Raw genomic sequence first — 24597 nt, 5'->3', positions numbered from 1 at the left:
GGTGATAAAGGTGAAAGCAGACTCGATCATACATGTTATCGTAGCGACGGGAGAATGGGGACAGGACGGCTTGAGGTATAGACGGCATCGACTGGCGGAATTTCTAGCATCTGATCCAGAAACGAAAGAGGTCATCTGGGTATGCCCATCTGCATCCCGTCATACAGCTCCCTTTCAGCCCATAACCGATCGAATGAAGCAATTGACCATTCCTGATGTGCTCAAGAGCAAATTTTTCCGCTTTGGCCGATATCAAGACATGTTCTATATTCATAAATTGTCCCCTCTTCTTGAGCATTTGCGGCAGGAAGAAAAGAAGGGAATCGCTGTTTGCTTATGGTATACGTTTCCGGGCTTTCCGCTCTTATCTTCTTTATTTGAATGGAAACATATTGTTTATGACTGCAGTGACCTGTGGGGAGAGCCGATAAGCGGCAAAAATAATTTGCTTTCTTATATGAGGCAGCGTGTCATTGTGAAAGCAGAAAATCGAATCATCAAATACGCACACAGCATTACATGCTCTTCTCAATACTTACACGATCAAATCAAAAAGCGTCTTATGGGCGAACCAAAAGATGTGTTTACAGTGGAAAATGGCGTTGAGTACGATGTGTTTGCAAAAAGCAATCTTCCATGTAAGGAGGATGTGCTGCAAGGTAGAGAAGGAACTGTTCTTGGTTTTATTGGAGGCATCAAGCCGAAACTGGATTTTGACATGATAGCAGAAGCTGCCCGCATGCAGCCTGATTGGACATTTTTATTTGTCGGTCCGGATGGAACAAATGGTGATCCGTCTTTTCAGCATGCACTTAAACTGCCGAATGTGATTTGGACAGGTGCTGTTGCACCAGAAGAAGTGCCTGCGTATATGAAGCTGATTGATGTAGGCATGATGCCATACAAACAATCTCCTTACAATCAAGCCGTGTTTCCGCTCAAGCTATATGAATTTTTAGCCGCAGGAATACCGGTTGTTGGTTTAAATCTTCCGTCAACGGAAAGGCTAAAAGAGAATGATGTGTATGAATATTTAGAAGGCGAGGATCCTGCGCTCTTCGTAGAAGCCTGCCAAAAAGTGATCAGCAAAAAAGACGACATGACCTATAGACATCTAAGACAAAGCCGTGCGAAGAAAAAAGATTGGCACGCGCTGTTCACAAATATGGTGGAACTAACGAATATTAAAGAAAACGCATAATTCATCAGGGATTGTGCGTTTTTATTTGTTTCTTCTTCACAGGGGGAGCTTGTGATCATCCTCTATTCAATTGTATAATGGAAAGAGCGGCCAATATACAAAATACAGATTTCAATTTAGAAGGAGACTGACCTATGGATTACGAACGCGCCTTATTAGCGTTTTTTGTCTCTCTGGCTACAGTTTTAATTGTGACACCAATCGTCAAAAAGTTTGCAATTAAGATTGGTGCAGTGGACCAGCCGAATAAACGAAAAGTTCATGATAAAGTAATGCCTCGAATGGGCGGTTTGGCAATTTTTATTGGGGTAGCGGCTGGAGCATTAGCAGGCGGGCTGTTTCTACATAATAAAATTACAGCAATTTCAGTTGGTGCCGTACTTATCGTCATTCTAGGTATATTTGATGATAAATATAATTTAAGTGCAAGATTTAAATTTCTCGTACAAGTTCTTGTTGCTTGTCTGATTGTAAGCACAGGCTTAAAAATGGACTTTTTCTCTGTTCCTTTCTTAACAGATCGAATTGAGTTAGGCTGGATGGCATATCCCCTAACCGTGTTATGGATTGTCGGAATCACAAATGCCATTAATTTAATTGACGGCCTTGATGGACTGGCTGCCGGTATTTCTGTCATCGGTTTATCAACTATTGCCGTGATGGCATTTTCAGCTGATAAAATTTTGATTCTTTCTTTATCACTTGTTGTCATTGGCAGTACCATCGGCTTTCTCTTTTACAACTTTCATCCAGCGAAGATTTTTATGGGTGACACCGGTTCGCTTTTTTTAGGCTATATGATTTCGGTGTTGTCACTATTAGGGCTGTACAAAAGTGTCACTTTGTTTAGTGTTGTTGTCCCAGTGATCATCTTAGGTGTCCCAATTTTCGATACCACCTTTGCCATCATTAGACGAATATTAAACAAACAGCCGATCTCAGCACCTGACAAGTCTCATATTCATCATAGACTGATGGCCTTTGGCTTGTCACATCGCATGGCTGTCATCGTGATTTATATGATTGGCTTAGTCTTTAGCTTAAGTGCGATTTTGCTGACAAGCGCCACCATTTGGTTATCACTGATTATTATCTTTTTACTGGTCATGTTCATGCAGGTGATTGCAGAAGTCACAGGCTTGGTGAATGAAGAGTTTAAACCATTTACGAAATTTTATAAACGAATGGTCAAAAGACAGTAAAAAACAGCCCGTTCCTAGGAACTGGGCTGTTTTTATTATTGTCCAGGTGTGCTGGTCGATGAGTTAGTTGTATCAGTTGACCCTGTTTCACCAGAAGACGGATTGGTTTGTGAATCTGTTTCAGTCGAAGATTCAGTAGGAAGCTTTAAATGCGTCCGTAATTCATTTTGTACGTTAGCTAAATTGGTCGGATCTGGCTCAAAGTAATACGTGCGATTTGGCCCTAAATAAAGGTCTGATCCCTTAATAGAAAGAGTTTCTGTGTCGTCTCCTTTAAATCCGCTGTAGATTTGCTGAAGCGCAAGACCTTCTGTGATACGGAAATTGGTCGTAATGTGATCACTGACTTCTTTAGCAATGTTATCGACGTTCGCAATGTTATTTGGCTTCGCCATTTGATCAATCATTGCACGTAAAATTTGTTTCTGACGATCGTTACGTCCGAAATCACCGCGTGGATCTTGTTTTCTCATCCGTGCGTAAGCAAGTGCTTCTTCCCCGTTTAAGTGCATATTGCCTTTTTTGAAGTAAATCTTTTTCGATTTTTTAACATCACTTTTTTCATTGAAGTCAAATGGAACATCGATATCAATTCCGCCGACTTCATCAATGACATCCTTGAATCCGTCAAAATCAACGGTTGCATACTTATCAATCGGAATATGCAAGAATTGTTCGACAGTTTCAATCGTTTCATCTTTACCGCCTTTAGCAAATGCTGCATTGATCTTTTCTTTACTTCCTGTTGTATCACTTGCAAGCTGTACGCGTGTGTCACGAGGAATACTAACCATTTTCATCGTTTTGTCTTGAGGGTTAATCGTTGCGACAATGAGTGAATCTGAACGGCCATGATCACCCTTTGTGGCATAATCCTCAATTCCGACAAATAATACAGAGAAAGGTTTTTTCTTAATATCAATGACAGCATCACGAAGATTCGATTTCTCTCCACGGTTTAGTTCATCATATGTTTTGTCAGCAGCTTGAAGAGTATTGACGATTTTATATACTGCAAATCCGCCCATGCAGATGATAAGAAGCAAAAATAAGACCAGAATACGTTTGATAATTCTCTTCTTTTTACTCTTTTTCTTTCGTACACGCACTTTTACTCGTTGTGCCATTCATCTGTCTCCTTTATCGGACCAATGTCCTTTTCTAAATAAATCAGTTCGCCTTCTTTTGTAACACTCTTTCCATTTGTCAGCTCAGTCATCCACTCAATGAACTGCTCTGTTTGTGTTTCTTCGACATATGTCTCAAAAATAACATCTTCTGCATAATGGATTTCTTTTAGCTGAAAAGATGAGGCTCTAAGCTCATTCTCTACCTTTCCAAGCCATGTATAATCTATTGTTGTGTGCATTGTACGCATTAAACAGCGCTCTACCATTCCAACATGGTTGATAGCTTCTGATACAGATTTTCCGTAGGCACGAATCAATCCACCGGCACCTAGCTTGATACCGCCGAAATAACGAGTGACCACAACGACTGTATCTTTCAGCTTCCGTTTTTTTAGCACTTCAAGCATTGGCACACCTGCTGTACCGCTTGGTTCACCATCATCATTCGCTTTTTGAATCAGGTCATGTTCACCAATGAGATAGGCTGAACAATTATGTGTGGCATTCCAATGTTGTTTTTTAATGGATTGTATAAATGCTTGTGCTTCTTCTTCTGAAACAGCACGCTGTATATGACAAATAAAACGTGATTTTTCAATGACGATCTCATGCTCGCCACGACTTTTTACTGTAAGATAGCGATTCAGCAAAAGACATACCCTCCTGACAAGCAAATTGTAAGACTAGTGAAAATTTGCATTGGTTTTAGAATTTTACAGCGTATTTTGTTATGATGATAGGAGCGGAAAAAGGGTCGTCATAAAAACTTCATGATTATACGCATTCTTTCATTATAATTCGACATAAAATGCAGATCAATGACATTTATAATAAAAAAAGATGACATCACTGTTACGGGAGGGAAAAGCCATGACAACACCCAAAATGGATCCGAAATTATTGGATTCAATCATCATGAAAATGCTAAGTACAGTTGATGGCAGCAAGGACGAAGTATTTAGAATAGGCGAACAGTCCCGTCAACAATATGAAAGCCTAGTAGAAGAGCTGAAGCAAATCAAACAGCAAGTAAACGAAGTAATTGATTTTGGGGATAAGCTGGAAGTCCATACAAGACATGCTAGAAACCGCTTATCTGAGGTCAGCAGAAACTTCAACAAATTCAGCGAAGAAGAAATACGTGAGGCCTACGAAAAAGCACATAACTTGCAAGTGGAACTCACCATGATTCAGCAGCGCGAGAAGCAGCTGAGAGAAAGAAGAGACGATCTGGAAAGACGATTATTAAGCTTACAAGACGTCATTGAACGTTCTGAAACCCTTGTGAGTCAGATTACAGTTGTTCTCAACTATCTCAACCAGGATTTACGCCAGGTTGGCGTTTTACTTGAAGATGCTCAGGCAAAACAAGATTTTGGGCTGAGAATTATTGAAGCCCAAGAAGAAGAACGCAAAAGAGTGTCTCGGGAAATTCATGACGGCCCTGCTCAAATGCTGGCAAACGTGATGATGCGTTCCGAATTAATTGAACGGATTTTTAGAGACCGCGGTACAGAAGAAGGTTTTAAAGAAATTAGAAGTCTCAGACAGAATGTGCGAAATGCACTGTACGAAGTGAGAAGAATCATTTATGATTTAAGACCGATGGCTTTAGATGATTTGGGTCTGATTCCGACACTGAGAAAATACTTAAACACAATTGAAGAATATGATGGGAAAACCAAAATTACGTTCCAATGCCTAGGTGATACAGAAAGCGAAAGAATTGCTTCTCAATTTGAAGTAGCACTGTTTAGACTAGCCCAAGAAGCTGTCACAAATTCATTAAAACATTCTGAAGCTGAAGAAATCTCTGTCAAAGTAGAAGTAACGAAAGACTTTGTGACCTTAATTATTAAAGACGATGGAAAAGGCTTTGATATGAAAGATGTGAAAACAAACAAAAACAAATCCTTCGGTTTACTTGGCATGAAAGAACGCGTAGACTTACTGGAAGGTAAAATGACCATAGACTCAAAAATAGGTCTAGGGACATTCATCATGATTCGCGTGCCACTAACATTGCAAAATAAAATTGTAAAATAGAGTCAAAAGACATATTGACCATAAAGTTCAGGTGTAGAACAATAAACATGGGGAGGCGTAGCTTGTGACTAAAGTAAATATTGTAATTATTGATGACCACCAATTATTCCGTGAAGGTGTCAAACGGATTTTAGATTTTGAACCTACTTTTGAAGTAGTTGCAGAAGGAGACGACGGTGACGAAGCTGCACGTATCGTAGAACACTATCATCCGGATGTTGTCATTATGGACATTAATATGCCGAATGTAAATGGTGTTGAGGCTACAAAGCAGCTTGTTGAGCTTTATCCCGAATCAAAAGTCATTATTCTATCTATTCATGACGATGAAAACTATGTAACACATGCATTGAAAACAGGGGCGAGAGGCTACCTGCTAAAAGAAATGGATGCAGACACACTTATCGAAGCAGTGAAAGTTGTAGCTGACGGAGGCTCTTATTTACATCCGAAAGTCACTCATAATTTAGTAAATGAATTCCGACGCTTGGCAACTAGCGGCGTTTCAGCACATCCACAGCATGAGGTATATCCTGAAATTCGCAGACCACTTCATATCTTAACTAGACGTGAATGTGAAGTTCTTCAAATGTTAGCTGACGGAAAGAGCAACAGAGGAATCGGTGAATCGCTCTTTATTAGTGAGAAAACAGTTAAAAACCACGTGAGTAACATTTTGCAAAAAATGAATGTAAACGACCGTACACAAGCTGTTGTTGTAGCTATTAAAAACGGCTGGGTAGAAATGAGATAATGTTCCGGACAAGTACTCCTTTTTCGCCTGTTTTTATTCTCTCACATTTTAGGTGGAGAGAAATGATAGACAGGGTAAGGAGTCTTTTTCGGATATAGCGGGCTTGCCTATTGATTAGGCAGGCTTTTTTGATTACTATTATAAATCTAATGAAAAAATGATCATTCTTTTAAAATAAAAAAGAGTAACTTAACGAATAAGGAAGGTATTTAAGAATGAAAATAGCCGTTGTAACAGACAGTACTGCTTATCTACCACAAGAGCTGCGTGATAAACATAATATTCATATGATCCCCCTTAACGTCATCTTTGGCAGTGAATCATACCGTGAAGAAATAGAAATGGACTGGAAGACATATTATGAAGAAATCAAAAAACACAAAGATCTTCCAACAACCTCTCAGCCTGCTTTCGGTGAATTAATAGCCTTATATGAAAAACTAAGTGAAACATACGACGCCGTGATTAGTATCCACCTTTCAAGTGGAATTAGTGGAACGTATAATAGTGCGGTCTCAGCGAATGATCTAGTTGACGGGATTGATATTTACCCGTTTGATACAGAAACAAGCTGTATGGCACAAGGTTTTTATGTGTTAGAAGCTGCTGAAAAAATCCAAGAAGGTGCTTCTTTAGAAGAAGTGTTAGCACATCTAAATTACCTAAAAGAAAGTCAGCGGGCGTATTTTATGGTAGACGATTTAACTCATTTGCAAAGAGGCGGCAGATTAAATGGTGCTCAGGCTTTTATTGGAAGCCTCTTAAAGGTAAAGCCTATTTTGCATTTTGACAACAAGCTAATTGTTCCTTTTGAGAAGATTCGCACACGTAAAAAAGCCATTTCACGTATTTTTGAATTATTTGATGAAGATGCATCACGTGGTGTTCCGATGAGAGCAACACTGATACATGGTAATAGAGAAGAAGAAGCAGAAGAATTAATTGCGCACTTATCAGAAAAATATCCTCATGTTGAATTTTATAAAAGCTACTTTGGTGCCGTGATCGGCACCCATCTAGGTGAAGGCTCTTTGGCCCTTGGCTGGGTGATTAGATAATTACTAAAAAACCTCTTTTCGTATGGAAAAGAGGTTTTGTTTTTCTATTTTACCTGTTGGACGAAAGGTCATGTCTTTGCGCATAATAGCCAAACATCAATTGAAAGGTGTTTGGTAATGTTGAATATGGACAAAGCAATGGAACTAATGCGGCAGCTGCATTCACGCCATCTGCTCACCGTTGAAACAAAGTGCCCACAGTCCAATTTAGATTGGCTGGAGGAGAAGGGCTTAGTCAATCGGTCTCCAGCCATTGAGAGGAAAGCAAATGGTTTTACATGCTGCCGGTGCGGTGTATCACACAAGCGGTATTTCGCTCATTCTCCATGTGAAGTGTGTCAAAAGGGTTGTGTGTACTGTAGATCATGCATCATGATGGGAAAAGCAGCAGAATGTGGGTTTCTTTATGAATGGACAGGTCCACAAATGGTAGAAACATGTCGAGCCGAATTAACATGGCAGGGAGAGCTGTCTAAAGGACAAAAAAGAGCGTCAGAAAGAATGATTGAAGCTATTAAAAACAAATTTGATCTACTTGTTTGGGCGGTTTGCGGAGCAGGGAAAACGGAAGTGCTTTTTCACGGAATCGAATATGCGTTAAATCAAGGAATGAGGGTCTGTATTGCGACACCTAGAACAGATGTAGTGCTTGAACTCGAACCACGGCTTAGAAAAGCATTTCAAGGGGTGACAATTACCGTACTTTACGGAGGCAGTTCTCAAAGGTTTCAAATAACACCGCTTGTGATCACCACAACCCACCAGCTGATGAGATACAAAAATGCTTTTGATGTGCTCATTGTAGATGAAGTCGATGCCTTCCCTTATTCAATGGATGAGCGTCTCCAATTTGCTGTTCTAAAGGCGATGAGAAAGAACAGAGGGGTTAGGATTTATTTAAGTGCGACACCCTCTAAAAAAATGACGAGAGAGGTTTCTCGTGGAAAACTGGAAGCGATAAAAATTCCTTTGCGTTTTCACGAGCAACCATTACCCGTACCGACCTTTCATTGGATCGGTCATTGGAAAAAGAAATTAAAAAAGAACCAGCTGCCCCCTAAAGTGATGAATTGGATGCAGAGACATATTGCAAATAGGAGAAGAATATTACTTTTTGTTCCTTCAATTGCTACCATGAAGAAGGTAACGAAGATTCTTCGAGAACAATCCTTAAATGTGGAGGGAGTATCTGCCGATGATCCGGATAGGAAACAAAAGGTTCAGCACTTTAGAGATTACGTATACGATGTACTAGTTACAACCACTATTCTAGAAAGAGGCGTAACGATTCCAAATGTTCAAGTGGGGGTACTAGGTTCGGAATCTACTATTTTTACAGAGAGTGCACTTGTTCAGATATCTGGACGGGTAGGCAGACACCCGGATTATTGTACAGGAGATGTTTTCCTTTTTCATTTTGGTTTAACGAGAAGTATGAAACAAGCAAAGAAGCATATCGCAAAAATGAATGATACGGCTGCAAAAGAGTTTTCTGAAAAACAGTGTGGGTTCAACTAAATCATGGTACATTATATTCACAATACACAAATGGCAGGAGAGACAAATATGCTACTCAATGCAAAAGAAATACTACTCAAGGAAATTCTCAATCAATATCTCAACCAATTAAACATGATTTGTCATTGTGAAAAGTGTATGGAAGATGTATTAGCGATTTCACTGAATCAAGTGAAACCACAATATATAACAGATATCGATAAAATATCTTACAGTAAATCTGAGATGGTGGATAAACAGAAGAATACTGCGATGCTGGTCATTCTGACAGAAGCAGCTTCCAAGGTCTCTGCATTTCCAAGGTGTGAAAATCGTCTGCTGCTGAACAAGGAAACCAATTGATTTGCCAAATTTGCGAGGGACATTTTGTGCCTGCTTTTACATGGAAATCATTCCTACTATTAAATGATGATCGCCTTTGTATAGCATGTAAGAATCACCTAGTAAAGATTGAGCGTCCTATTTGTCCAACATGCGGAAGGGCGCAGTCAAATGACCAATTGTGCCGGGACTGTAACAGATGGAATGAACGCTCTGATTCTATTAAAATCCTTGTAAAAAATAGGTCAGTTTATACTTACAACGAGTTGATGAAAGATGTCCTTGCCCGCTTTAAATTTCGGGGTGATACGGCTTTAGCTGAGCTGTTTCAAAAAGATGTACAAGCAGCATTTAAACATTCCTTCTGCATAAAAGACCCATTGCTGATACCGATTCCTTTAAGTCATGAAAGACTAAAAGAAAGAGGATTTAATCAGTCCGTGATAATCGCTTCTTTGCTAGATAAGCCAATATTGCAGCCACTCGTGAAAATACATCAAAGTAAGCAGTCTAAAAAAAAGAAAAATGAACGCCTAGATCAAAAAGGATTGTTTCAAATAAAGCAAACAGATGCGATTGTTCAAAGGGATATTATATTAGTTGATGATATCTATACAACGGGAGCAACCATCTATGATGCGGCAAGAATTTTGAAAGACGCAGGTGCTAAAAGTGTTTCTTCTTTTACGTTGATACGTAGTTAAAAATCATGATAATTAACCGATAATAAGAAAAGAAAATAACGTAAGGGGTTTTTGGTTATGAATCAATTGGCAAACTGTCCACAATGTAATCAGCTATTTTTAAAAACCACCATCCAAACGGTTTGTAACAAATGCTTTGAAGAAGAAGAACGTTCTTTTGATATCGTATATAAATTCTTGAGAAAACAAAGCAATAGACAATCAACCATCGCTGAAATAGTAGAAGCAACAGAAGTTGATGAAGAATTAATCTTGAAATTTATTCGTTTGAAAAGACTGCAAATTAGTCAATTTCCAAATATTAATTATCCTTGTGAAAGATGTGGCAAAGCGATCAGGAAAAACAAGCTATGCAGCCAATGTGAACAGGATATTCATTCGCAAATCAGCCAAATGAACCAAGAAGAGGAGCGTAAAAGGGAGATCGAATCTAGGAAAAAAGACACCTATTATGCCATTAATCCTAAAAACGACTGATTCCCTAAACTAAGTTGCAGTTTGGTCGATAAAATGGATAGAATCAAGACAGACTGTAACGGAAAGCGAGAGGAATCCCGTGAAAATTAATCGATATGGAACACAACCAGTAAATCCTTACAAGAAAACATATGAGAAACAAACGTTGCAATCGAATCAAGCTAAATCAACTGATAAAGTCGAAATTTCTAAAAAGGCAATCGAAATGCAAAAGGTGCCGAATATTATGAGAGAACGCCAAGATAAAATTGACCAAATTAAAAAAAGCATTGAAGCCGGAACATATCAAGTAGATACAAAAGGCATTGCAGATAAAATGCTGAATTTCTATAAACAACAATAACAAAAGGGAGCAGCGTGAATGTCAGTTAAAATAATTATTGAAGAACTGCATCGTCTCTATGGATTGCATGAACAGCTTTTAAAGTTGTCTAAGGATAAAACAGAAATGCTGAAAAGCAATGAGATTGATGCTCTTTCAGAGGTCCTGAATTTAGAGCAAAAGTATATTCAGGCCATTTCTCAATTAGAAGAAAAACGAATTGAAGCGACCGTTCAATTTTTACAAAGTGAGCAATCACCAACCATCACTGCATGTATCGAAAAGGCTGAAGGTACAGATCAAAAAGAGCTCATTTCATTATATGAGAAACTAAATGACATCATGGTGGAACTAAAAGATGTAAATGAACTGAACAAGCAGCTTATTCAGCAGTCACTTCAATTTATTTCACTGACATTCGATCTCGTTAACCCTAATAAAGAAAATATGAATTACGGACAAAATGGTCTTGAGAGTTCAAAGCCTAAACAGCAAAGGGCTTTGTTTGATTCAAAGGCGTAAACAAGGAGGATACCAATGGGTTCTACATTCATGGGACTAGAAACGGCAAAAAGAGGAATCACAGCCCAGCGTGCAGGGCTTTATGTCACATCAAACAACGTCTCCAATGCAAATACGGAGGGCTACTCAAGACAAAGAGTGACCTTTAAAGCAGAAAATCCTTATCCAGTCATTTCTGTTTATGACGGCAAGACGTATGGCCAAATGGGGACAGGCGTACAAGTTGGAACGGTTGAAAGAATTCGAGACAGCTTTTTAGATCTACAATACAGAGATCATAATAATAACTTATCTTACTACTCAACGAAGTCAGATGCCCTTTCACAGATGGAAGGGGTTATGAATGATTTGACGGATGAAGGCTTGAACAGAGCTTTTGATAATCTATGGAAATCATTACAGGTCTTATCGGAATCAAAAAATGCTGATACAGCTTCTGCACGTACAGTTGTTAAAACAAGTGCACAGGCTTTAGTTGACCAATTCCGTCTGCTCAACTCCTCTTTAACAACGATACAAAAGAATTTAAAAACGGAACTCGATTCAACAGCCAAAGATGTAAACACTCTTTTATCTCAAATAGATGAAGTGAACAAACAGATTGCAGCAGTTGAGCCAAATGGATATCTTCCAAATGATCTTTATGATACACGTGATACTTTGGTCGATCAATTATCCTCACTTGTTGATATTAAGGTCAGCTACAATCCACCTGGCGGTAATGCACTCAAAATTGCTGAAGGAACTGTCAACATCGACATTATCGGTGCAAATGGACAATCTGCTGGAAACATTTTGAATGGTATTACGAACGAAAAGTCTGAACTGCAAATCTCTTATGATAATACAACGGGACTTGTTAACTCACTTCAATTCGGAACAACAACAATTGCAGCGGATCAATTACAAGTGAACGGTAAAGTAAAAGCACTTGTTGAGGCTTATGGCTACATGTCAAACGGTGCTGAAAAAGGCATGTATCCAGATATGCTTGCAGAGCTGGATGAAGTAGCAAAAGTATTCATGGATACATTTAACGATGTACATAAGCAGGGGTATACGTTAAATGGTGCAAGTGGACAAGACTTTTTTGATATCGAAAATAACAATGAGTTGAATAAAGGTTTGGCAGCTCGTATTAAAGTGAGCGATGTCATTTTAGCATCAACAGATAATATTGCTGCATCTCTCAATCAAACACAAGGTGACGGTTCGAATGCTACGAAATTAGCTAATATACAAGACTTAAAGTTACCAATCGGCGGCAATACAACGACAATTCAGGATTATTACCAAAATGTTATTGCTGAGATGGGGGTACAAGGGAAAAAGAACATGACGCTTGAAAGCAGTTCAGCTGCTCTTGTCAATTCAGCCAATGAACGTAGAATGTCGACTAGCGCTGTCTCCATTGATGAAGAAATGACGAATATGATCCAATTCCAGCATGCATATAATGCGGCTGCGAGAATTATGACATTACAAGATGAAGTATTGGATAAGGTCATAAACGGCATGGGTGTCGTAGGAAGGTAGGGATAACGGATGCGAGTCACACAAGGTATGATTTCTCAAAACTCACTTCGAAATATTAGTAAAAGTTATGAAAAACTTTCTAAAATTAATGAGCAGGCACAAACAGGCAAACGTTTTACAAAAACGTCTGATGATCCTGTTGCAGCAGTAAAAAGCCTTCAATATAGTACTGCCTTGTTTCGAAATGAACAATATAAAAATAACTTAAATGAAGCACAAAACTGGATTGATACATCTGAAACAAGTGTCACTGAAATCATTGATATTATGTCAAATATACGAGATAAAGTGCTTGATGCGGCAAATGGAACAAAGCAGCCCGAAGATTTAGCAGCTATCGGAGTGGAAATTGGCCAGATGAAGAATCAAATCATTGATGCAATGAACACTCAAATGCTAGGTAAGTTCGTATTTAATGGGACAAATACAAATGTTAAACCAGTTGTTGAGAATGCAGACGGAACGTATACATTTAACTTCGAAAATTATACAGATGCGAATGCTGTTCAAGCGAATATTTCTGATGGTATCACTTTAAATGTAAACTCAAATCCAATCTCAGCGTTTGGCGGACAGGCTAACGGTCAAAATGTCATTGAAATGCTGACTGATTTAGAAAACTCATTGAAAAATGGAACGTTTGCGAATTCTGATGATGCACTAGGAAGTATCGATCAGTTCAAAGAAGTGATGAGTGCTGAGCGATCCGACCTAGGAGCGCGTTCGAATCGTGTTGACTTAGTAGGAAGTCGTTTGACTTCACAATACCAAGTACTGAAAAATGCTAAATCAGATAATGAAGATGTTGAAAGTGAAAAGGCAATTCTTGATCTTCTTCAACAAGAGACGGTGAATAGAGCTGCTTTAGCGACAACAGCTAAAGTCATTCAGCCATCCCTTGTAGATTTCTTAAGATAATAAAAAGCATCCGATGGGTGCTTTTTTGCATCATGGAGGTGAACATATGCAAATCCCTAGATTGTTAATGCAGCAAACCTATGCAAAGCTTCAAATGTCGACAACTCCTTCTCGGCAAGAAGTAGAGCAGCCACAAGCTGATCTTGAGATTCAGCAGCCACGAGCTGTCATGAATATCAAAAGGACACCGTCGAAATTAACCATTGATCAAACCGAGGCGTTTGCCGATATGGATATCAAGTCAATTTTTAGACGTTCTGAGGAATGGGCAGCTGAGGGAAAGCGTGCTGTTGGAGAAGGAATGGGTCGCAGAGCGGAAGAAGGAAGTGAACTCATCAAGATCGAGAATGGTGGGAATGCGATTGCTGAGTTTGCCAAAATCAATGGCAGTCCCCCAGCAAAACAATTTACCATTGGTGTGATACCTTCATTCTTTAGTGTGAAAATTCACTATCAGCCTTCTGAGCTTCAAATTGATGTGGAGCCGCAAAAAGCTATCATAGAGGCGACACCTCATAAACCAATCGTTAACTACCAGCCAGGTAAGGTCAATATTGATATGTTACAATATCCAGAATTAAAAATAGAAGTTGACGAAACGGGCCAAAATGGTGATAAGGTATAGTTAAGAAAAACGAAAAAGGTCGTGAATTATGATCATTCAAACAAAATACCATGGTGAAGTGACAATCAAAGAGGAGCAAATCATTCACTTCTCTAACGGGATACCAGGATTTCTGGATCAAAAACAGTTTGTCATTTTGCCTTTATCAGAAGAGTCTCCATTTTTAGTTCTTCAATCATTAAATAACTCGGCATTAGGTTTTATCGTCAGCAGCCCGTTTTTATTCTTCAATCAATACGAATTTGATTTAGACGAAACGGTTGTAGACATTCTGGAAGTAGAAGATGCCAATGATGTGGAAGTAATGGTTATTTTAACAATGGAATCATCTATTGAAAAAACAACAGCCAATTTAAGAGCGCCTATTATTGTGAACCGGAAAAACATGAAAGCCAAGCAGGTGATTTTGCATGATTCAGCCTATCATACAAAACATTTGTTAGAGGTGGCATCCTCATGTTAGTGCTGTCTCGTAAATTAAACCAGTCGATTCAAATAGGCGATGATATTGAAGTCAAGATTATTTCAATCGAAGGCGATCAAGTGAAAGTCGGGATTGAGGCTCCTAAGCACATCGATATTCACAGGAAAGAAGTGTACCTGTCTATTCAAGAAGAGAACAATCGTGCTGCGAGTTTATCCTTAGATCTTCTCTCTCAATTATCCTCACAAAAAAAGTGAGGATTTTTTTATCGCATTCAGCTGTCCTTCTCCGTGTGAAAGCGTTTCGATACAGATGTTCATGATCTATAGGAAACTTTAACAAATCGGTCCATCTATATTTAATTTACAAATTCAAAGCCGATATAAAAGATAGATTAAAGCACAGGAGCTGAATAACTATGTCTGTTGGTAAGTTGACATCATTAGAGCCAATTATCGATGCATTTCAAACCCGTGTTTCTAATAACCAGAATGACAATGTAAACTCTGACTCACAAGCAAATGGCAGGACTGTTTCAAAAGAAGAAATTGAAAAAACGCTTCAAGGCGCAAACAAGCTGATTGAACCTACTCAATTTCATCTTCAATTTGAATTACATGAAAAACTCAATGAATATTATGTAAAAGTCGTAGATAACCAAACAGAAGAAGTGATTAGAGAAATTCCTTCCAAGGAATGGCTTGATTTCTATGCAGCAATGACAGAAATTGTCGGTTTATTTGTAGATAAAAGAATGTAAATGAAGGGAGAACATAAACAATGGTCAATCGTATTACTGGATTTTCAAATGTGTTCGATATTGATGAAATCGTATCAAAGCTGATGAAAACGGAGCAGGCACCACTTGATACAATGACGCGCCAGAAACAAACACTTGAATGGCAAAGAGACAGCTATCGCGAGGTTAACTCGAAAATCAAAGAATTAGGTGATTTGATTAATAGCTTAAGCTTAGGGTATCCAAGTACATATGGCGCCAAAAAAGTGACAAGCTCAAATGAATCTGCTGTCACAGCAACTGGATCAACTAATGCGACCTCTGGCTCTATTCATGTCACTCAGCTAGCGACAGCTTCTGTCTTCAAGTCCTCTGGTACATCTGGATTTACACCTGCAAATGGCACATTTACGTTTGAAGTGACAACACCAGATTCAACAAAACCAAAAACGGTAACAATCAATACTTCTGATACCGATACAATCGATGACATCGTGAAAAAGCTGAACAGCTCGCAATTAGGTGTGACGGCTTACAAAGGCCAAATCTTTGATGGAACGAACTACGTGGATACCATCGCTCTTACTTCTCGGACAACGGGTGAAGGCGTCAGTATTAAAGCAGCTGATGGTAATTCGGCTTCATTCTTCAGTCAATTAGGCTTTCAAGTAGATGGAGATAACAAATTAGTTGCGACCACTCAAGGACTGAAGGCGCAATACGAGATTAATGGCCTGAAAATGGAAAATAACAACAATACCTTTGTACAGGCTGGTATTACGTACGAGCTTAAAGGAACAACGGATAAGCCTGTCAGCTTAAACGTTTCAACAGATGTTGATGCAATCTTTGATAAGATTAAACAATTTGTTGATAAATACAATGAGCTTGTTGAGCAAATTAATGGTAAAGTCAATGAAAAAAGAAATAGAGACTATCATCCTTTAACAGCAGAAGAGAAAAAAGCAATGTCTGATAAAGAAGTGGAACTATGGGAAACGACCGCGAAGTCTGGCTTGCTGAGAAGTGATTCTATTTTACGATCTGGAGCTTCTAAAATAAGAAGTGATTTTTATGCTGATATTACGACTAGTGATGGGAATAAAATTCACCTCACACAAATTGGAATTACTACTTCAGATAAATATAAAGATGGAGGAAAGCTTGTAATTGATGACAATAAACTAAAAGAAGCCATTGAAGCAGATCCACAGAAGATCAGTCAAATGTTCATATCAGGTAGTTTAAATGTGGATTCAAAGGATAAAGAAAAAGCGCAGCAGCAATATAAAGAACAAGGAATCATTTATCGTGTCCAAAATTCCTTATCTGCCTTCACGAAGAGCATTCAAAAAAAGGCTGGCAGCACAACTATGGAATTAAAGGAATACGGACTTGGTAAGGACCTTGACTCTTTGACAAAACGAATGAGTACATTCCAAGATCGTTTAAAAATGGTTGAAGCCCGTTACTATACGAAGTTTAACGCCATGGATAGTGCAATTCAAAAGCTAAACAACCAATCTGGCTACCTTTCTCAACTGCTTGGACAATAATTGGAGGTTTATAACATATGGCAATACAGAACCCTTATGCCGCCTATCAGAAAAATTCTATTGAGACCGCAACACCTGCCGAGTTGACGCTTATGCTTTATGAAGGCTGCTTAAAGTTCATCAGAATAGCGAAGCATGCCATTCAAAAAGAAGATGCAGAAACGAGAAACTTGAACCTAAAAAAGGCTCAAAACATCATTCAAGAATTAAATGTCACCTTAAATCGTTCCTATGACGTATCAAAGAGTATGGCAAGTATGTATGATTACATTTATCGCAGACTGATAGAAGCCAATCTTCAAAATGACGAAGAGATATTGAATGAAGTAGAAGAGTACGTAACTGACTTCCGTGATGCGTGGAAGGAAGTTATTCAAACCGATCGTAAAGGCCGTCATCACTCTATCGGGGGTTCTCTATGAGTATTGTGGACCAGTTGCATGATCAAACACTAAAAATGGCAGCCGAAATAGCGGAAAATCCGCAAAGTGAGACACTTGTTGAAGACTTTGATGCCTTTTTAATTGAGAGAGACGAATTAATGAGAGATATACAGCATGCATTGACGGATCAAGAAAAAGAGAAAATCCGAGAAATTATCCAAACAGATCAACAGATGGCGCAACAATTAACGGTTATCCAAAATGGGATAAAAGCAGATATTCAAGCCATTCAAAAAAAGAAAACAAAACAGCTGAATTATCAAAATCCATACCAGCCCATAACGAGTGACGGCGTATACTACGATAAACGGAAATAAATAGGTGAGACCTGTGGCGTATCGTTCAAATGACTATATTTTATTAACCACATATTATGAACTTCTATACACGATAGAAGAGAGTCTAAACTATTTAGATGAAATTGAGAAGGATTTTGACAAAACAGAAGGGGATCGGATCTTTAATGATCTGATCCATGCCTTCTTTCATTTAGACACAACACATCCTCTTCTGCTTTCAATTATTGAAAATGAATACTTTGCCAAAACGATTCGTTCGTTTGATCAAATATTTTTAAGTTTTGATATACTAGCTTTCTATACATTCCCTTCAAATCACTTCCAATCATTCCTGAAAACATACTTTATACCTGAATATAGAAAGTGGATGGATGAAATACATGCCTGTATGAGGCCGTATGTCATTCATTAATTTTTGTCCAATTCAGACCATTCGGAGGAAATTATGAGACTAAAAAATCAATTTTTATTTGGGCTTATTGTCATATGTGTATTGTTTGTCAGTATGTTAGGATTCTCAAGCTTTCTCTATTACAAAACAGATCAATCCTATAAAGCGCTATTAAGCAAGGAAGTGAAGCTTTATCAGACCTCGCTGGAATTAGAAGCGCTTCTTCAAAAGCAGGAAGCACAGATTAAAACATATGTCGTCGTACAAGATGCTGAAAATTTGCAGAAAATTGAGCAAACATATGAAGATATTAATAAGAAAACAGCAGAAGCTTCGAAAAAGAGTACGGTCAAACAAGCAAAAAATCTATTAGATCAAATCTCAGAAAAAAATTATCTCTACTACACCTCAACAAATCGATTATTTAATTCATTAAATATGCAAAATCAAAAAGAATTCAACACCCGCCTCAATCAAGAATTACAACCTATCGAACAAGAAATACATACCTTTACAAAAGAGTTCGCTCAAAATCAGCTAAAACAACGTGATCAAAAAATCAATCAGCTCAATCAAGATAGTAATCAATTATTGCTTACACTCATTTTGGTCAGTGCAGCGATTATTGTTGGCCTTTTGGTGATTGGGATCAGATTTGTTCATCGCATGACAAAACCAATTGTTTCTGTCACAAATGCCGCAAAAAGGATGGCAGATGGTGATCTAACCCTTGAAGAGATTGAAGTGACCTCTAAAAATGAGATTGGTCAACTCGGCACAGCCTTTAATCAAATGACGGCTCATTTGCGTCAGCTTATTTTGCAGGTGCAAAGCGGATCAAGACAGCTTGCTGATTCTGCTGCTCAATTTGAGGAAACCATCAGTCAAACGTTATCGGCTAGTGAGCAGACATCTAGCTCGATTGAACAGGTCAGTGAAGCTTCACGTGAACAATCAGATGCGGTCGGAAAAGTAGCATCCGCCATTCAGGAAGTGTCGACTGGCATGCAAAATGCAGCTGTACACACATCCGATGTTTCGGGTTACTCAATTTCAGTGACTGAAAAGGCTGAAGAGGGCGCGGCCCTTATTCAACAGTTTGTGAAACAAATGAGTTCTATAAAAGAGTCTGTGAATGAACACCATTCTACAATGACCCATGTGCAAGCGCAGTTTACAGGCATTCAAGATCTGTTAGGTCATATCCATGCCATTGCTGACCAGACGAATTTGCTTGCTTTAAATGCAGCTATAGAAGCAGCAAGAGCGGGAGAGCATGGAAGAGGCTTTGCAGTTGTAGCAGATGAAGTGAGGAAACTGGCAGAAGAATCTAGTCAGCTGACAGATCAAATTAGTCAATTACTCGAAAACGTGAACAAAGATACAGAAAAGTCATCACAATCGATGACGAAGGTCGAGCGGGATGTAGCAGAGGGTGTAAAAGTATCACAATTATCTGAACAGAGCTTCCATGAAATCTTGGAATCTATTCGTGATATTTCAATGAAAGCAGAAGAGCTGTCAGCCACTGCAGAACAAATTTCTGCTAGTACAGAGGAAATTTCTCAAACGGTTGGTATCATTGAAGAAGGGGCGAAACGAAACTCAGAAGAAACAGAGTACATGTCTGCTGCTGTTGAAGAATCATTAGCGGCCAATGAAGAGATGAAAGCCGCTGCGGAGGATTTAAAATCCTTATCTCAATCGCTGAAAACATCGATTTCATCTTTTACCATTTAATGTGCGCTGGTCTTTTTCAAGAATCAGCCGAATATATATTCATCACCTATCAAGCAACAGTTGAAGCACCGCAAAATTCGACAAATTTCAATAAATATTCACATTTTTTTTACGTTTGAGCAGGAGAAAAGGAGGGAAAAGTAGAAATAGGTTTACATATCCTTAATTTTAAAGGAGGCGTTCTTTACATGAATTACAATGTCAGAGGAGAAAACATCGACGTAACACCTGCACTAAGAGATCATGTCGAGAAAAAAATTGGAAAGCTGGAGCGTTATTTTGAGACAGATGTAGATGCTTCAGTCAACGTGAACTTGAAGTTTTACAACGATCAAGAATCTAAAGTTGAGGTTACCATTCCAATGACTGATCTAGCACTTCGAGCTGAGGTGCATAATGAGGATATGTACAATGCAGTAGACCTAGCAGCCAGTAAATTAGAACGTCAAATTAGAAAGCACAAAACAAAAGTAAACCGTAAATTCCGCGAGCAAGGTGCCAAAAAGCACTTATTTGCTGGAGGAAATGGTACGGCTGAAGTAGCAGTTCAAGATGACGAAGAGATTGATGAAACAGAAATCGTCAGACAAAAACGTTTCAACTTAAAGCCGATGGATAGTGAAGAGGCCATTCTCCAAATGAACATGTTAGGTCATAGTTTCTTCGTTTTCACAAATGCTGAGACAAATTTGACCAATGTGGTTTATCGCCGAAATGACGGTAAATATGGACTCATTGAGCCAAACGCTTAAATATCAGTTGATGCTGATTTAAAAACAACCTAAATAAAGTAAACCCGTTCCCTTCATTAGGGGCGGGTTTTTTGTGCGAAATTATGGCAAATTCTTTGGAAATGAAAGAAGGTATGGTATGATAAATGCAGGTAAATATGGACCTGTCAAACTTTTGGACATGCCGAAAAATTGCATGAAATAGAGGAGCGTTATTATATGCTTGGAATCTTAAACAAAGTGTTTGATCCTACGAAACGTACGATCAGCCGATATGAAAAAAAGGCAAATGAAATCGAAGCTCTCGCTCAAGATTTTGAAAAATTATCTGACGAGGCTTTACGAAATAAAACGATTGAATTTAAAGAAAAACTTGAAAAAGGACAATCCGTGGATGACCTGCTGGTTGAAGCATTTGCAACGGTTCGCGAGGCATCCCGCCGCGTAACAGGAATGTTCCCGTTTAAGGTGCAGCTCATGGGGGGCATCGCGCTTCACGAAGGTAACATCGCTGAAATGAAAACAGGTGAAGGTAAAACATTGACATCAACAATGCCTGTTTATTTAAATGCTCTTTCTGGAAAAGGCGTCCACATCGTGACAGTCAACGAATATTTGGCAAGCCGTGATGCGCAGGAAATGGGCAAAATTTTTGAGTTTCTTGGTTTAACAGTCGGCTTAAACTTAAACAGCTTAGACAAAGATGAAAAAAGAGAAGCGTACGCCGCTGATATCACGTATTCAACAAACAATGAACTCGGCTTTGACTATTTACGAGATAACATGGTGCTTTACAAAGAGCAAATGGTTCAGAGACCGCTTCATTATGCCGTGATCGATGAGGTTGACTCCATTTTAATTGATGAAGCGAGAACACCTCTTATTATTTCAGGACAAGCTGCGAAATCAACAAAGCTTTATGTACAAGCCAATGCATTTGTCCGCACATTAAAAATCGAAGATGATTTCACGTATGATATTAAAACAAAAAGTGTGCAGCTGACTGAAAGCGGAATGACGAAGGCGGAAAAAGCATTCGGCATTGAAAACCTGTTTGATGTCAAACATGTCGCGCTGAACCATCACATCGCTCAGGCGCTGAAGGCACATGTTGCGATGCAAAAAGACGTGGATTATGTGGTAGAAGAAGGCCAAGTAGTCATCGTTGACTCCTTTACAGGACGTTTAATGAAAGGACGCCGTTATAGTGAAGGTCTGCATCAAGCCATCGAGGCAAAAGAAGGTCTTGAAGTGCAGAACGAAAGCATGACACTAGCAACAATTACGTTCCAGAACTACTTCCGTATGTATGAAAAATTATCTGGTATGACTGGTACAGCAAAAACGGAAGAAGAAGAATTCCGTAACATTTACAACATGCAGGTTGTGTCAATCCCGACCAACCAACCAGTGGTTCGTGATGACAGACCTGATTTAATTTACCGCACAATGGATGGTAAATTTAAAGCAGTGGCTGAGGATGTTGCGCAGCGCTATATGACAGGGCAGCCAGTTCTTGTCGGAACAGTAGCAGTTGAGACATCTGAGCTTATTTCTAAGCTGCTTAAAAATAAAGGCATTCCTCATCAAGTGTTAAACGCAAAAAACCATGAGCGTGAAGCACAAATTATTGAAGAGGCTGGTCAAAAAGGTGCTGTGACCATTGCAACAAACATGGCAGGACGTGGTACAGACATCAAGCTTGGAGAAGGTGTAAAAGAACTTGGAGGTCTGGCTGTTATCGGGACAGAGCGTCATGAATCCCGTCGTATTGATAACCAGCTTCGCGGACGTTCTGGACGTCAAGGAGACCCAGGGATTACCCAATTCTATCTCTCCATGGAAGATGAATTGATGCGCCGATTTGGTGCAGAGCGGACGATGGCGATGCTTGACCGCTTTGGCATGGATGACTCTACACCAATCCAAAGTAAAATGGTGTCTAAAGCCGTTGAATCATCTCAAAAACGTGTAGAGGGGAACAACTTTGATTCCCGTAAGCAGCTTCTGCAATACGACGATGTGCTTCGTCAACAGCGTGAAGTAATCTACAAACAGCGTTTTGAAGTCATCGATTCTGACAACTTAAAATCAATTGTCATTAATATGATCCAATCTTCAATTGAGCGTGCTGTGGGATCTTATACGCCAAAAGAAGAGCTGCCTGAAGAATGGAAACTAGATGGTCTTGTTGAATTAATCAACACGAACTATTTAGACGAAGGTGCCATTACGGTCAAAGATATCTTCGGTAAAGAAGCAGATGAAATCACAAGCTTCATCATGGATCGTATTAAAGAAAAATACGATGCAAAAGAAGAAACATTTGGCGAAGAACAAATGCGTGAATTTGAAAAAGTCATCGTTCTTCGTGCGGTGGATTCGAAGTGGATGGACCATATCGATGCAATGGATCAGCTGCGCCAAGGTATTCATTTACGTGCGTACGCACAAACGAATCCGCTTCGTGAATACCAAATGGAAGGATTTGCGATGTTTGAGCATATGGTTGCTTCAATTGAAGATGATGTGGCCAAGTATGTCTTGAAATCAGAAATCCAAAACAACCTAGAACGTGAAGAAGTGGTTCAAGGTCAAACAACGGCTCATCAGCCGCAAGAGGGCGATGAGGAGAAGACAGTGAAGAAGAAGCCGGTACGTAAAGTCGTAGACATTGGACGAAACTCCCCATGTCACTGCGGAAGCGGCAAGAAATATAAAAATTGTCATGGGAAGACAGAATAAGTAATGGAAAGAGGTGAAAACCTCTTTCTATTCATGTCAGCCCCCATACATCTATGAGGTGAAGGATATGGAATTAGTAGAAATTAGACAAGAGCTTGAAAATATGGCTAGCAGGCTAGCTGATTTTAGGGGGTCTCTTTGACTTAGAAACAAAAGAGGCCAAAATCGCAGAGCTTGAAGCGACGATGTCAGAGGCTGATTTTTGGAATGATCAGCAAAAAGCTCAAGGCGTTATCAATGAAGCCAATGCACTGAAGGATTCTGTGAATTCCTATCATGAGCTCAGTGAATCGCATGAAGAGCTGCAAATGACGCATGACTTATTAAAGGAAGATTATGACGAGGAGCTTCATGCAGAGCTTGAAAAAGAGCTGAAGAACTTAACGAAGCAGTTTAACGAATTTGAGCTGCAGCTTCTTTTAAGCGAACCTTATGATAAAAACAATGCCATTCTGGAGCTTCACCCAGGTGCAGGCGGTACTGAATCACAGGACTGGGGTTCTATGCTTCTGCGAATGTACACTCGCTGGGCAGAGCGCAGAGGCTTTAAGGTCGAAACGCTTGATTACCTTCCAGGTGATGAGGCAGGAATTAAGTCTGTGACTTTGCTCATCAAAGGGCATAACGCGTACGGTTACTTAAAAGCTGAAAAAGGTGTCCATCGTTTGGTTCGTATTTCTCCTTTTGATTCTTCTGGCCGCAGACATACATCCTTCGTTTCCTGTGATGTCATGCCGGAATTCAATGAAGAAATTGATATTGATATTCGGACAGAGGATATCAAGGTAGATACGTATCGTGCAAGCGGAGCAGGCGGGCAGCACGTGAATACGACGGACTCTGCCGTTCGTATCACACATATTCCAACGAATGTCGTCGTGACATGCCAAACAGAAAGATCACAAATTAAAAACAGAGAACGTGCGATGAAAATGCTGAAATCGAAACTTTATCAAAAACGGATCGAAGAACAGCAGGCAGAATTGGATGAAATCAGAGGAGAGCAGAAAGAAATTGGCTGGGGAAGCCAAATCCGCTCTTATGTATTCCACCCTTATTCTCTTGTGAAAGACCATCGAACCAATACGGAGATGGGAAATGTTCAAGCGGTGATGGATGGAGATTTAGATTCATTTATCGATGCGTACCTGCGTTCGAAATTATCATAAAAACTCGGCTTCTTGCCGGGTTTTTT

At 39.3% G+C, this 24597-nt stretch carries 27 protein-coding genes; 25 read left to right on the top strand and 2 right to left on the bottom strand.

From position 1 onward, the window contains the following. Positions 1 to 4 precede the first annotated feature (4 nt). Together tuaH and H7F25_RS15095 are read left to right on the top strand one after the other, a co-directional pair. Positions 5 to 1201 carry a teichuronic acid biosynthesis protein TuaH gene (gene tuaH, locus H7F25_RS15100; protein WP_041108506.1) on the top strand — a complete coding sequence of 399 codons (1197 nt, stop codon included), beginning with the start codon at positions 5 to 7 and terminating at the stop codon, positions 1199 to 1201. Positions 1202 to 1335: 134 nt separating this feature from the next. Then, on the top strand, positions 1336 to 2403 hold the full coding sequence (locus tag H7F25_RS15095; protein ID WP_024423627.1) for a glycosyltransferase family 4 protein: 1068 nt from the start codon (positions 1336 to 1338) through the stop codon (positions 2401 to 2403). Positions 2404 to 2438: 35 nt separating this feature from the next. On the opposite strand, the gene H7F25_RS15090 is transcribed toward H7F25_RS15095, so the two are convergent. Together H7F25_RS15090 and H7F25_RS15085 are read right to left on the bottom strand one after the other, a co-directional pair. Next, entirely contained in the window at positions 2439 to 3530 is a 1092-nt protein-coding gene (locus H7F25_RS15090; protein ID WP_024423626.1) for an LCP family protein, read from the bottom strand. Then, on the bottom strand, positions 3515 to 4183 hold the full coding sequence (locus H7F25_RS15085; RefSeq protein ID WP_012011434.1) for a YigZ family protein: 669 nt from the start codon (positions 4181 to 4183) through the stop codon (positions 3515 to 3517). Before H7F25_RS15085 ends, H7F25_RS15090 begins: the two co-directional genes overlap by 16 nt. A gap of 220 nt (positions 4184 to 4403) precedes the next feature. Between H7F25_RS15085 and H7F25_RS15080 the strand changes: the two genes are divergently transcribed. From H7F25_RS15080 to prfB, 23 genes are all read left to right on the top strand, one after another. Next, positions 4404 to 5579 (top strand): two-component sensor histidine kinase DegS, encoded by a 1176-nt coding sequence (locus tag H7F25_RS15080; RefSeq protein WP_003213166.1) that lies wholly within the window; start codon positions 4404 to 4406, stop codon positions 5577 to 5579. A gap of 64 nt (positions 5580 to 5643) precedes the next feature. Continuing rightward, on the top strand, positions 5644 to 6333 hold the full coding sequence (gene degU / locus H7F25_RS15075) for a two-component system response regulator DegU (protein WP_008348273.1): 690 nt from the start codon (positions 5644 to 5646) through the stop codon (positions 6331 to 6333). 215 nt (positions 6334 to 6548) lie between these two features. After that, complete coding sequence (locus H7F25_RS15070) at positions 6549 to 7391, top strand: DegV family protein (protein WP_024423625.1); 843 nt, start codon at positions 6549 to 6551, stop codon at positions 7389 to 7391. 120 nt (positions 7392 to 7511) lie between these two features. Further along, on the top strand, positions 7512 to 8909 hold the full coding sequence (locus H7F25_RS15065) for an ATP-dependent helicase ComFA (RefSeq protein ID WP_142927723.1): 1398 nt from the start codon (positions 7512 to 7514) through the stop codon (positions 8907 to 8909). Between the two features lie 48 nt (positions 8910 to 8957). Further along, positions 8958 to 9251, top strand: a complete 294-nt coding sequence (locus H7F25_RS15060) for a late competence protein ComFB (protein ID WP_024423623.1) — start codon at positions 8958 to 8960, stop codon at positions 9249 to 9251. Between the two features lie 26 nt (positions 9252 to 9277). Beyond that, positions 9278 to 9934: a ComF family protein gene (locus H7F25_RS15055; protein WP_253207496.1), complete on the top strand. Its 657-nt coding sequence runs from the start codon at positions 9278 to 9280 to the stop codon at positions 9932 to 9934. 57 nt (positions 9935 to 9991) lie between these two features. Then, positions 9992 to 10411, top strand: a complete 420-nt coding sequence (locus H7F25_RS15050) for a TIGR03826 family flagellar region protein (RefSeq protein ID WP_024423621.1) — start codon at positions 9992 to 9994, stop codon at positions 10409 to 10411. 79 nt (positions 10412 to 10490) lie between these two features. Continuing rightward, positions 10491 to 10754 carry a flagellar biosynthesis anti-sigma factor FlgM gene (gene flgM / locus H7F25_RS15045; RefSeq protein ID WP_024423620.1) on the top strand — a complete coding sequence of 88 codons (264 nt, stop codon included), beginning with the start codon at positions 10491 to 10493 and terminating at the stop codon, positions 10752 to 10754. Between the two features lie 18 nt (positions 10755 to 10772). Beyond that, a complete protein-coding gene (locus H7F25_RS15040) occupies positions 10773 to 11255 on the top strand; it encodes a flagellar protein FlgN (protein ID WP_034623751.1) in 483 nt (160 codons plus the stop codon). Positions 11256 to 11270: 15 nt separating this feature from the next. Then, positions 11271 to 12791, top strand: a complete 1521-nt coding sequence (gene flgK, locus H7F25_RS15035) for a flagellar hook-associated protein FlgK (RefSeq protein ID WP_024423618.1) — start codon at positions 11271 to 11273, stop codon at positions 12789 to 12791. A 9-nt stretch (positions 12792 to 12800) separates the two neighbouring features. Further along, positions 12801 to 13709, top strand: coding sequence for a flagellar hook-associated protein FlgL (gene flgL / locus H7F25_RS15030; RefSeq protein WP_024423617.1), 909 nt, complete (start codon positions 12801 to 12803; stop codon positions 13707 to 13709). A 46-nt stretch (positions 13710 to 13755) separates the two neighbouring features. Further along, the gene (locus H7F25_RS15025) at positions 13756 to 14334 is read left to right on the top strand and encodes a DUF6470 family protein (RefSeq protein WP_024426253.1); all 579 of its coding nucleotides are present in this window, start codon (positions 13756 to 13758) and stop codon (positions 14332 to 14334) included. Positions 14335 to 14362: 28 nt separating this feature from the next. Further along, positions 14363 to 14797, top strand: coding sequence for a flagellar assembly protein FliW (gene fliW, locus H7F25_RS15020; RefSeq protein WP_024423615.1), 435 nt, complete (start codon positions 14363 to 14365; stop codon positions 14795 to 14797). Continuing rightward, positions 14791 to 15015: a carbon storage regulator CsrA gene (csrA, locus tag H7F25_RS15015; RefSeq protein ID WP_008360181.1), complete on the top strand. Its 225-nt coding sequence runs from the start codon at positions 14791 to 14793 to the stop codon at positions 15013 to 15015. Before fliW ends, csrA begins: the two co-directional genes overlap by 7 nt. Positions 15016 to 15176: 161 nt before the next feature. Further along, positions 15177 to 15518 (top strand): flagellar protein FlaG, encoded by a 342-nt coding sequence (gene flaG / locus H7F25_RS15010; protein WP_024426252.1) that lies wholly within the window; start codon positions 15177 to 15179, stop codon positions 15516 to 15518. A 20-nt stretch (positions 15519 to 15538) separates the two neighbouring features. Further along, positions 15539 to 17053 (top strand): flagellar hook-associated protein 2, encoded by a 1515-nt coding sequence (locus H7F25_RS15005; protein ID WP_185853886.1) that lies wholly within the window; start codon positions 15539 to 15541, stop codon positions 17051 to 17053. Between the two features lie 17 nt (positions 17054 to 17070). After that, positions 17071 to 17475: a flagellar export chaperone FliS gene (gene fliS / locus H7F25_RS15000; protein ID WP_024423612.1), complete on the top strand. Its 405-nt coding sequence runs from the start codon at positions 17071 to 17073 to the stop codon at positions 17473 to 17475. Next, a complete protein-coding gene (locus H7F25_RS14995) occupies positions 17472 to 17813 on the top strand; it encodes a flagellar protein FliT (protein WP_185853885.1) in 342 nt (113 codons plus the stop codon). Before fliS ends, H7F25_RS14995 begins: the two co-directional genes overlap by 4 nt. A 13-nt stretch (positions 17814 to 17826) precedes the next feature. Continuing rightward, positions 17827 to 18207 (top strand): DUF8042 domain-containing protein, encoded by a 381-nt coding sequence (locus tag H7F25_RS14990; protein ID WP_185853884.1) that lies wholly within the window; start codon positions 17827 to 17829, stop codon positions 18205 to 18207. A 33-nt stretch (positions 18208 to 18240) separates the two neighbouring features. After that, positions 18241 to 19926, top strand: a complete 1686-nt coding sequence (locus H7F25_RS14985; protein ID WP_185853883.1) for a methyl-accepting chemotaxis protein — start codon at positions 18241 to 18243, stop codon at positions 19924 to 19926. A gap of 188 nt (positions 19927 to 20114) precedes the next feature. Next, on the top strand, positions 20115 to 20678 hold the full coding sequence (gene hpf / locus H7F25_RS14980) for a ribosome hibernation-promoting factor, HPF/YfiA family (RefSeq protein ID WP_024423608.1): 564 nt from the start codon (positions 20115 to 20117) through the stop codon (positions 20676 to 20678). A gap of 198 nt (positions 20679 to 20876) precedes the next feature. After that, entirely contained in the window at positions 20877 to 23402 is a 2526-nt protein-coding gene (secA, locus tag H7F25_RS14975) for a preprotein translocase subunit SecA (protein ID WP_024423607.1), read from the top strand. 67 nt (positions 23403 to 23469) lie between these two features. After that, positions 23470 to 24571 (top strand): peptide chain release factor 2 gene (gene prfB, locus H7F25_RS14970; protein ID WP_098677688.1). Its coding sequence is split into 2 segments (ribosomal slippage): positions 23470 to 23541 and positions 23543 to 24571, totalling 1101 coding nucleotides; the frame shifts between segments, so codons are not numbered across the junction. Positions 24572 to 24597: the final 26 nt, after the last annotated feature.

This window comes from Bacillus sp. PAMC28571 (assembly GCF_014250435.1).
Lineage (GTDB): Bacteria > Bacillota > Bacilli > Bacillales > Bacillaceae > Bacillus > Bacillus safensis.
This window is presented reverse-complemented; position numbering and strand designations above follow the sequence as displayed.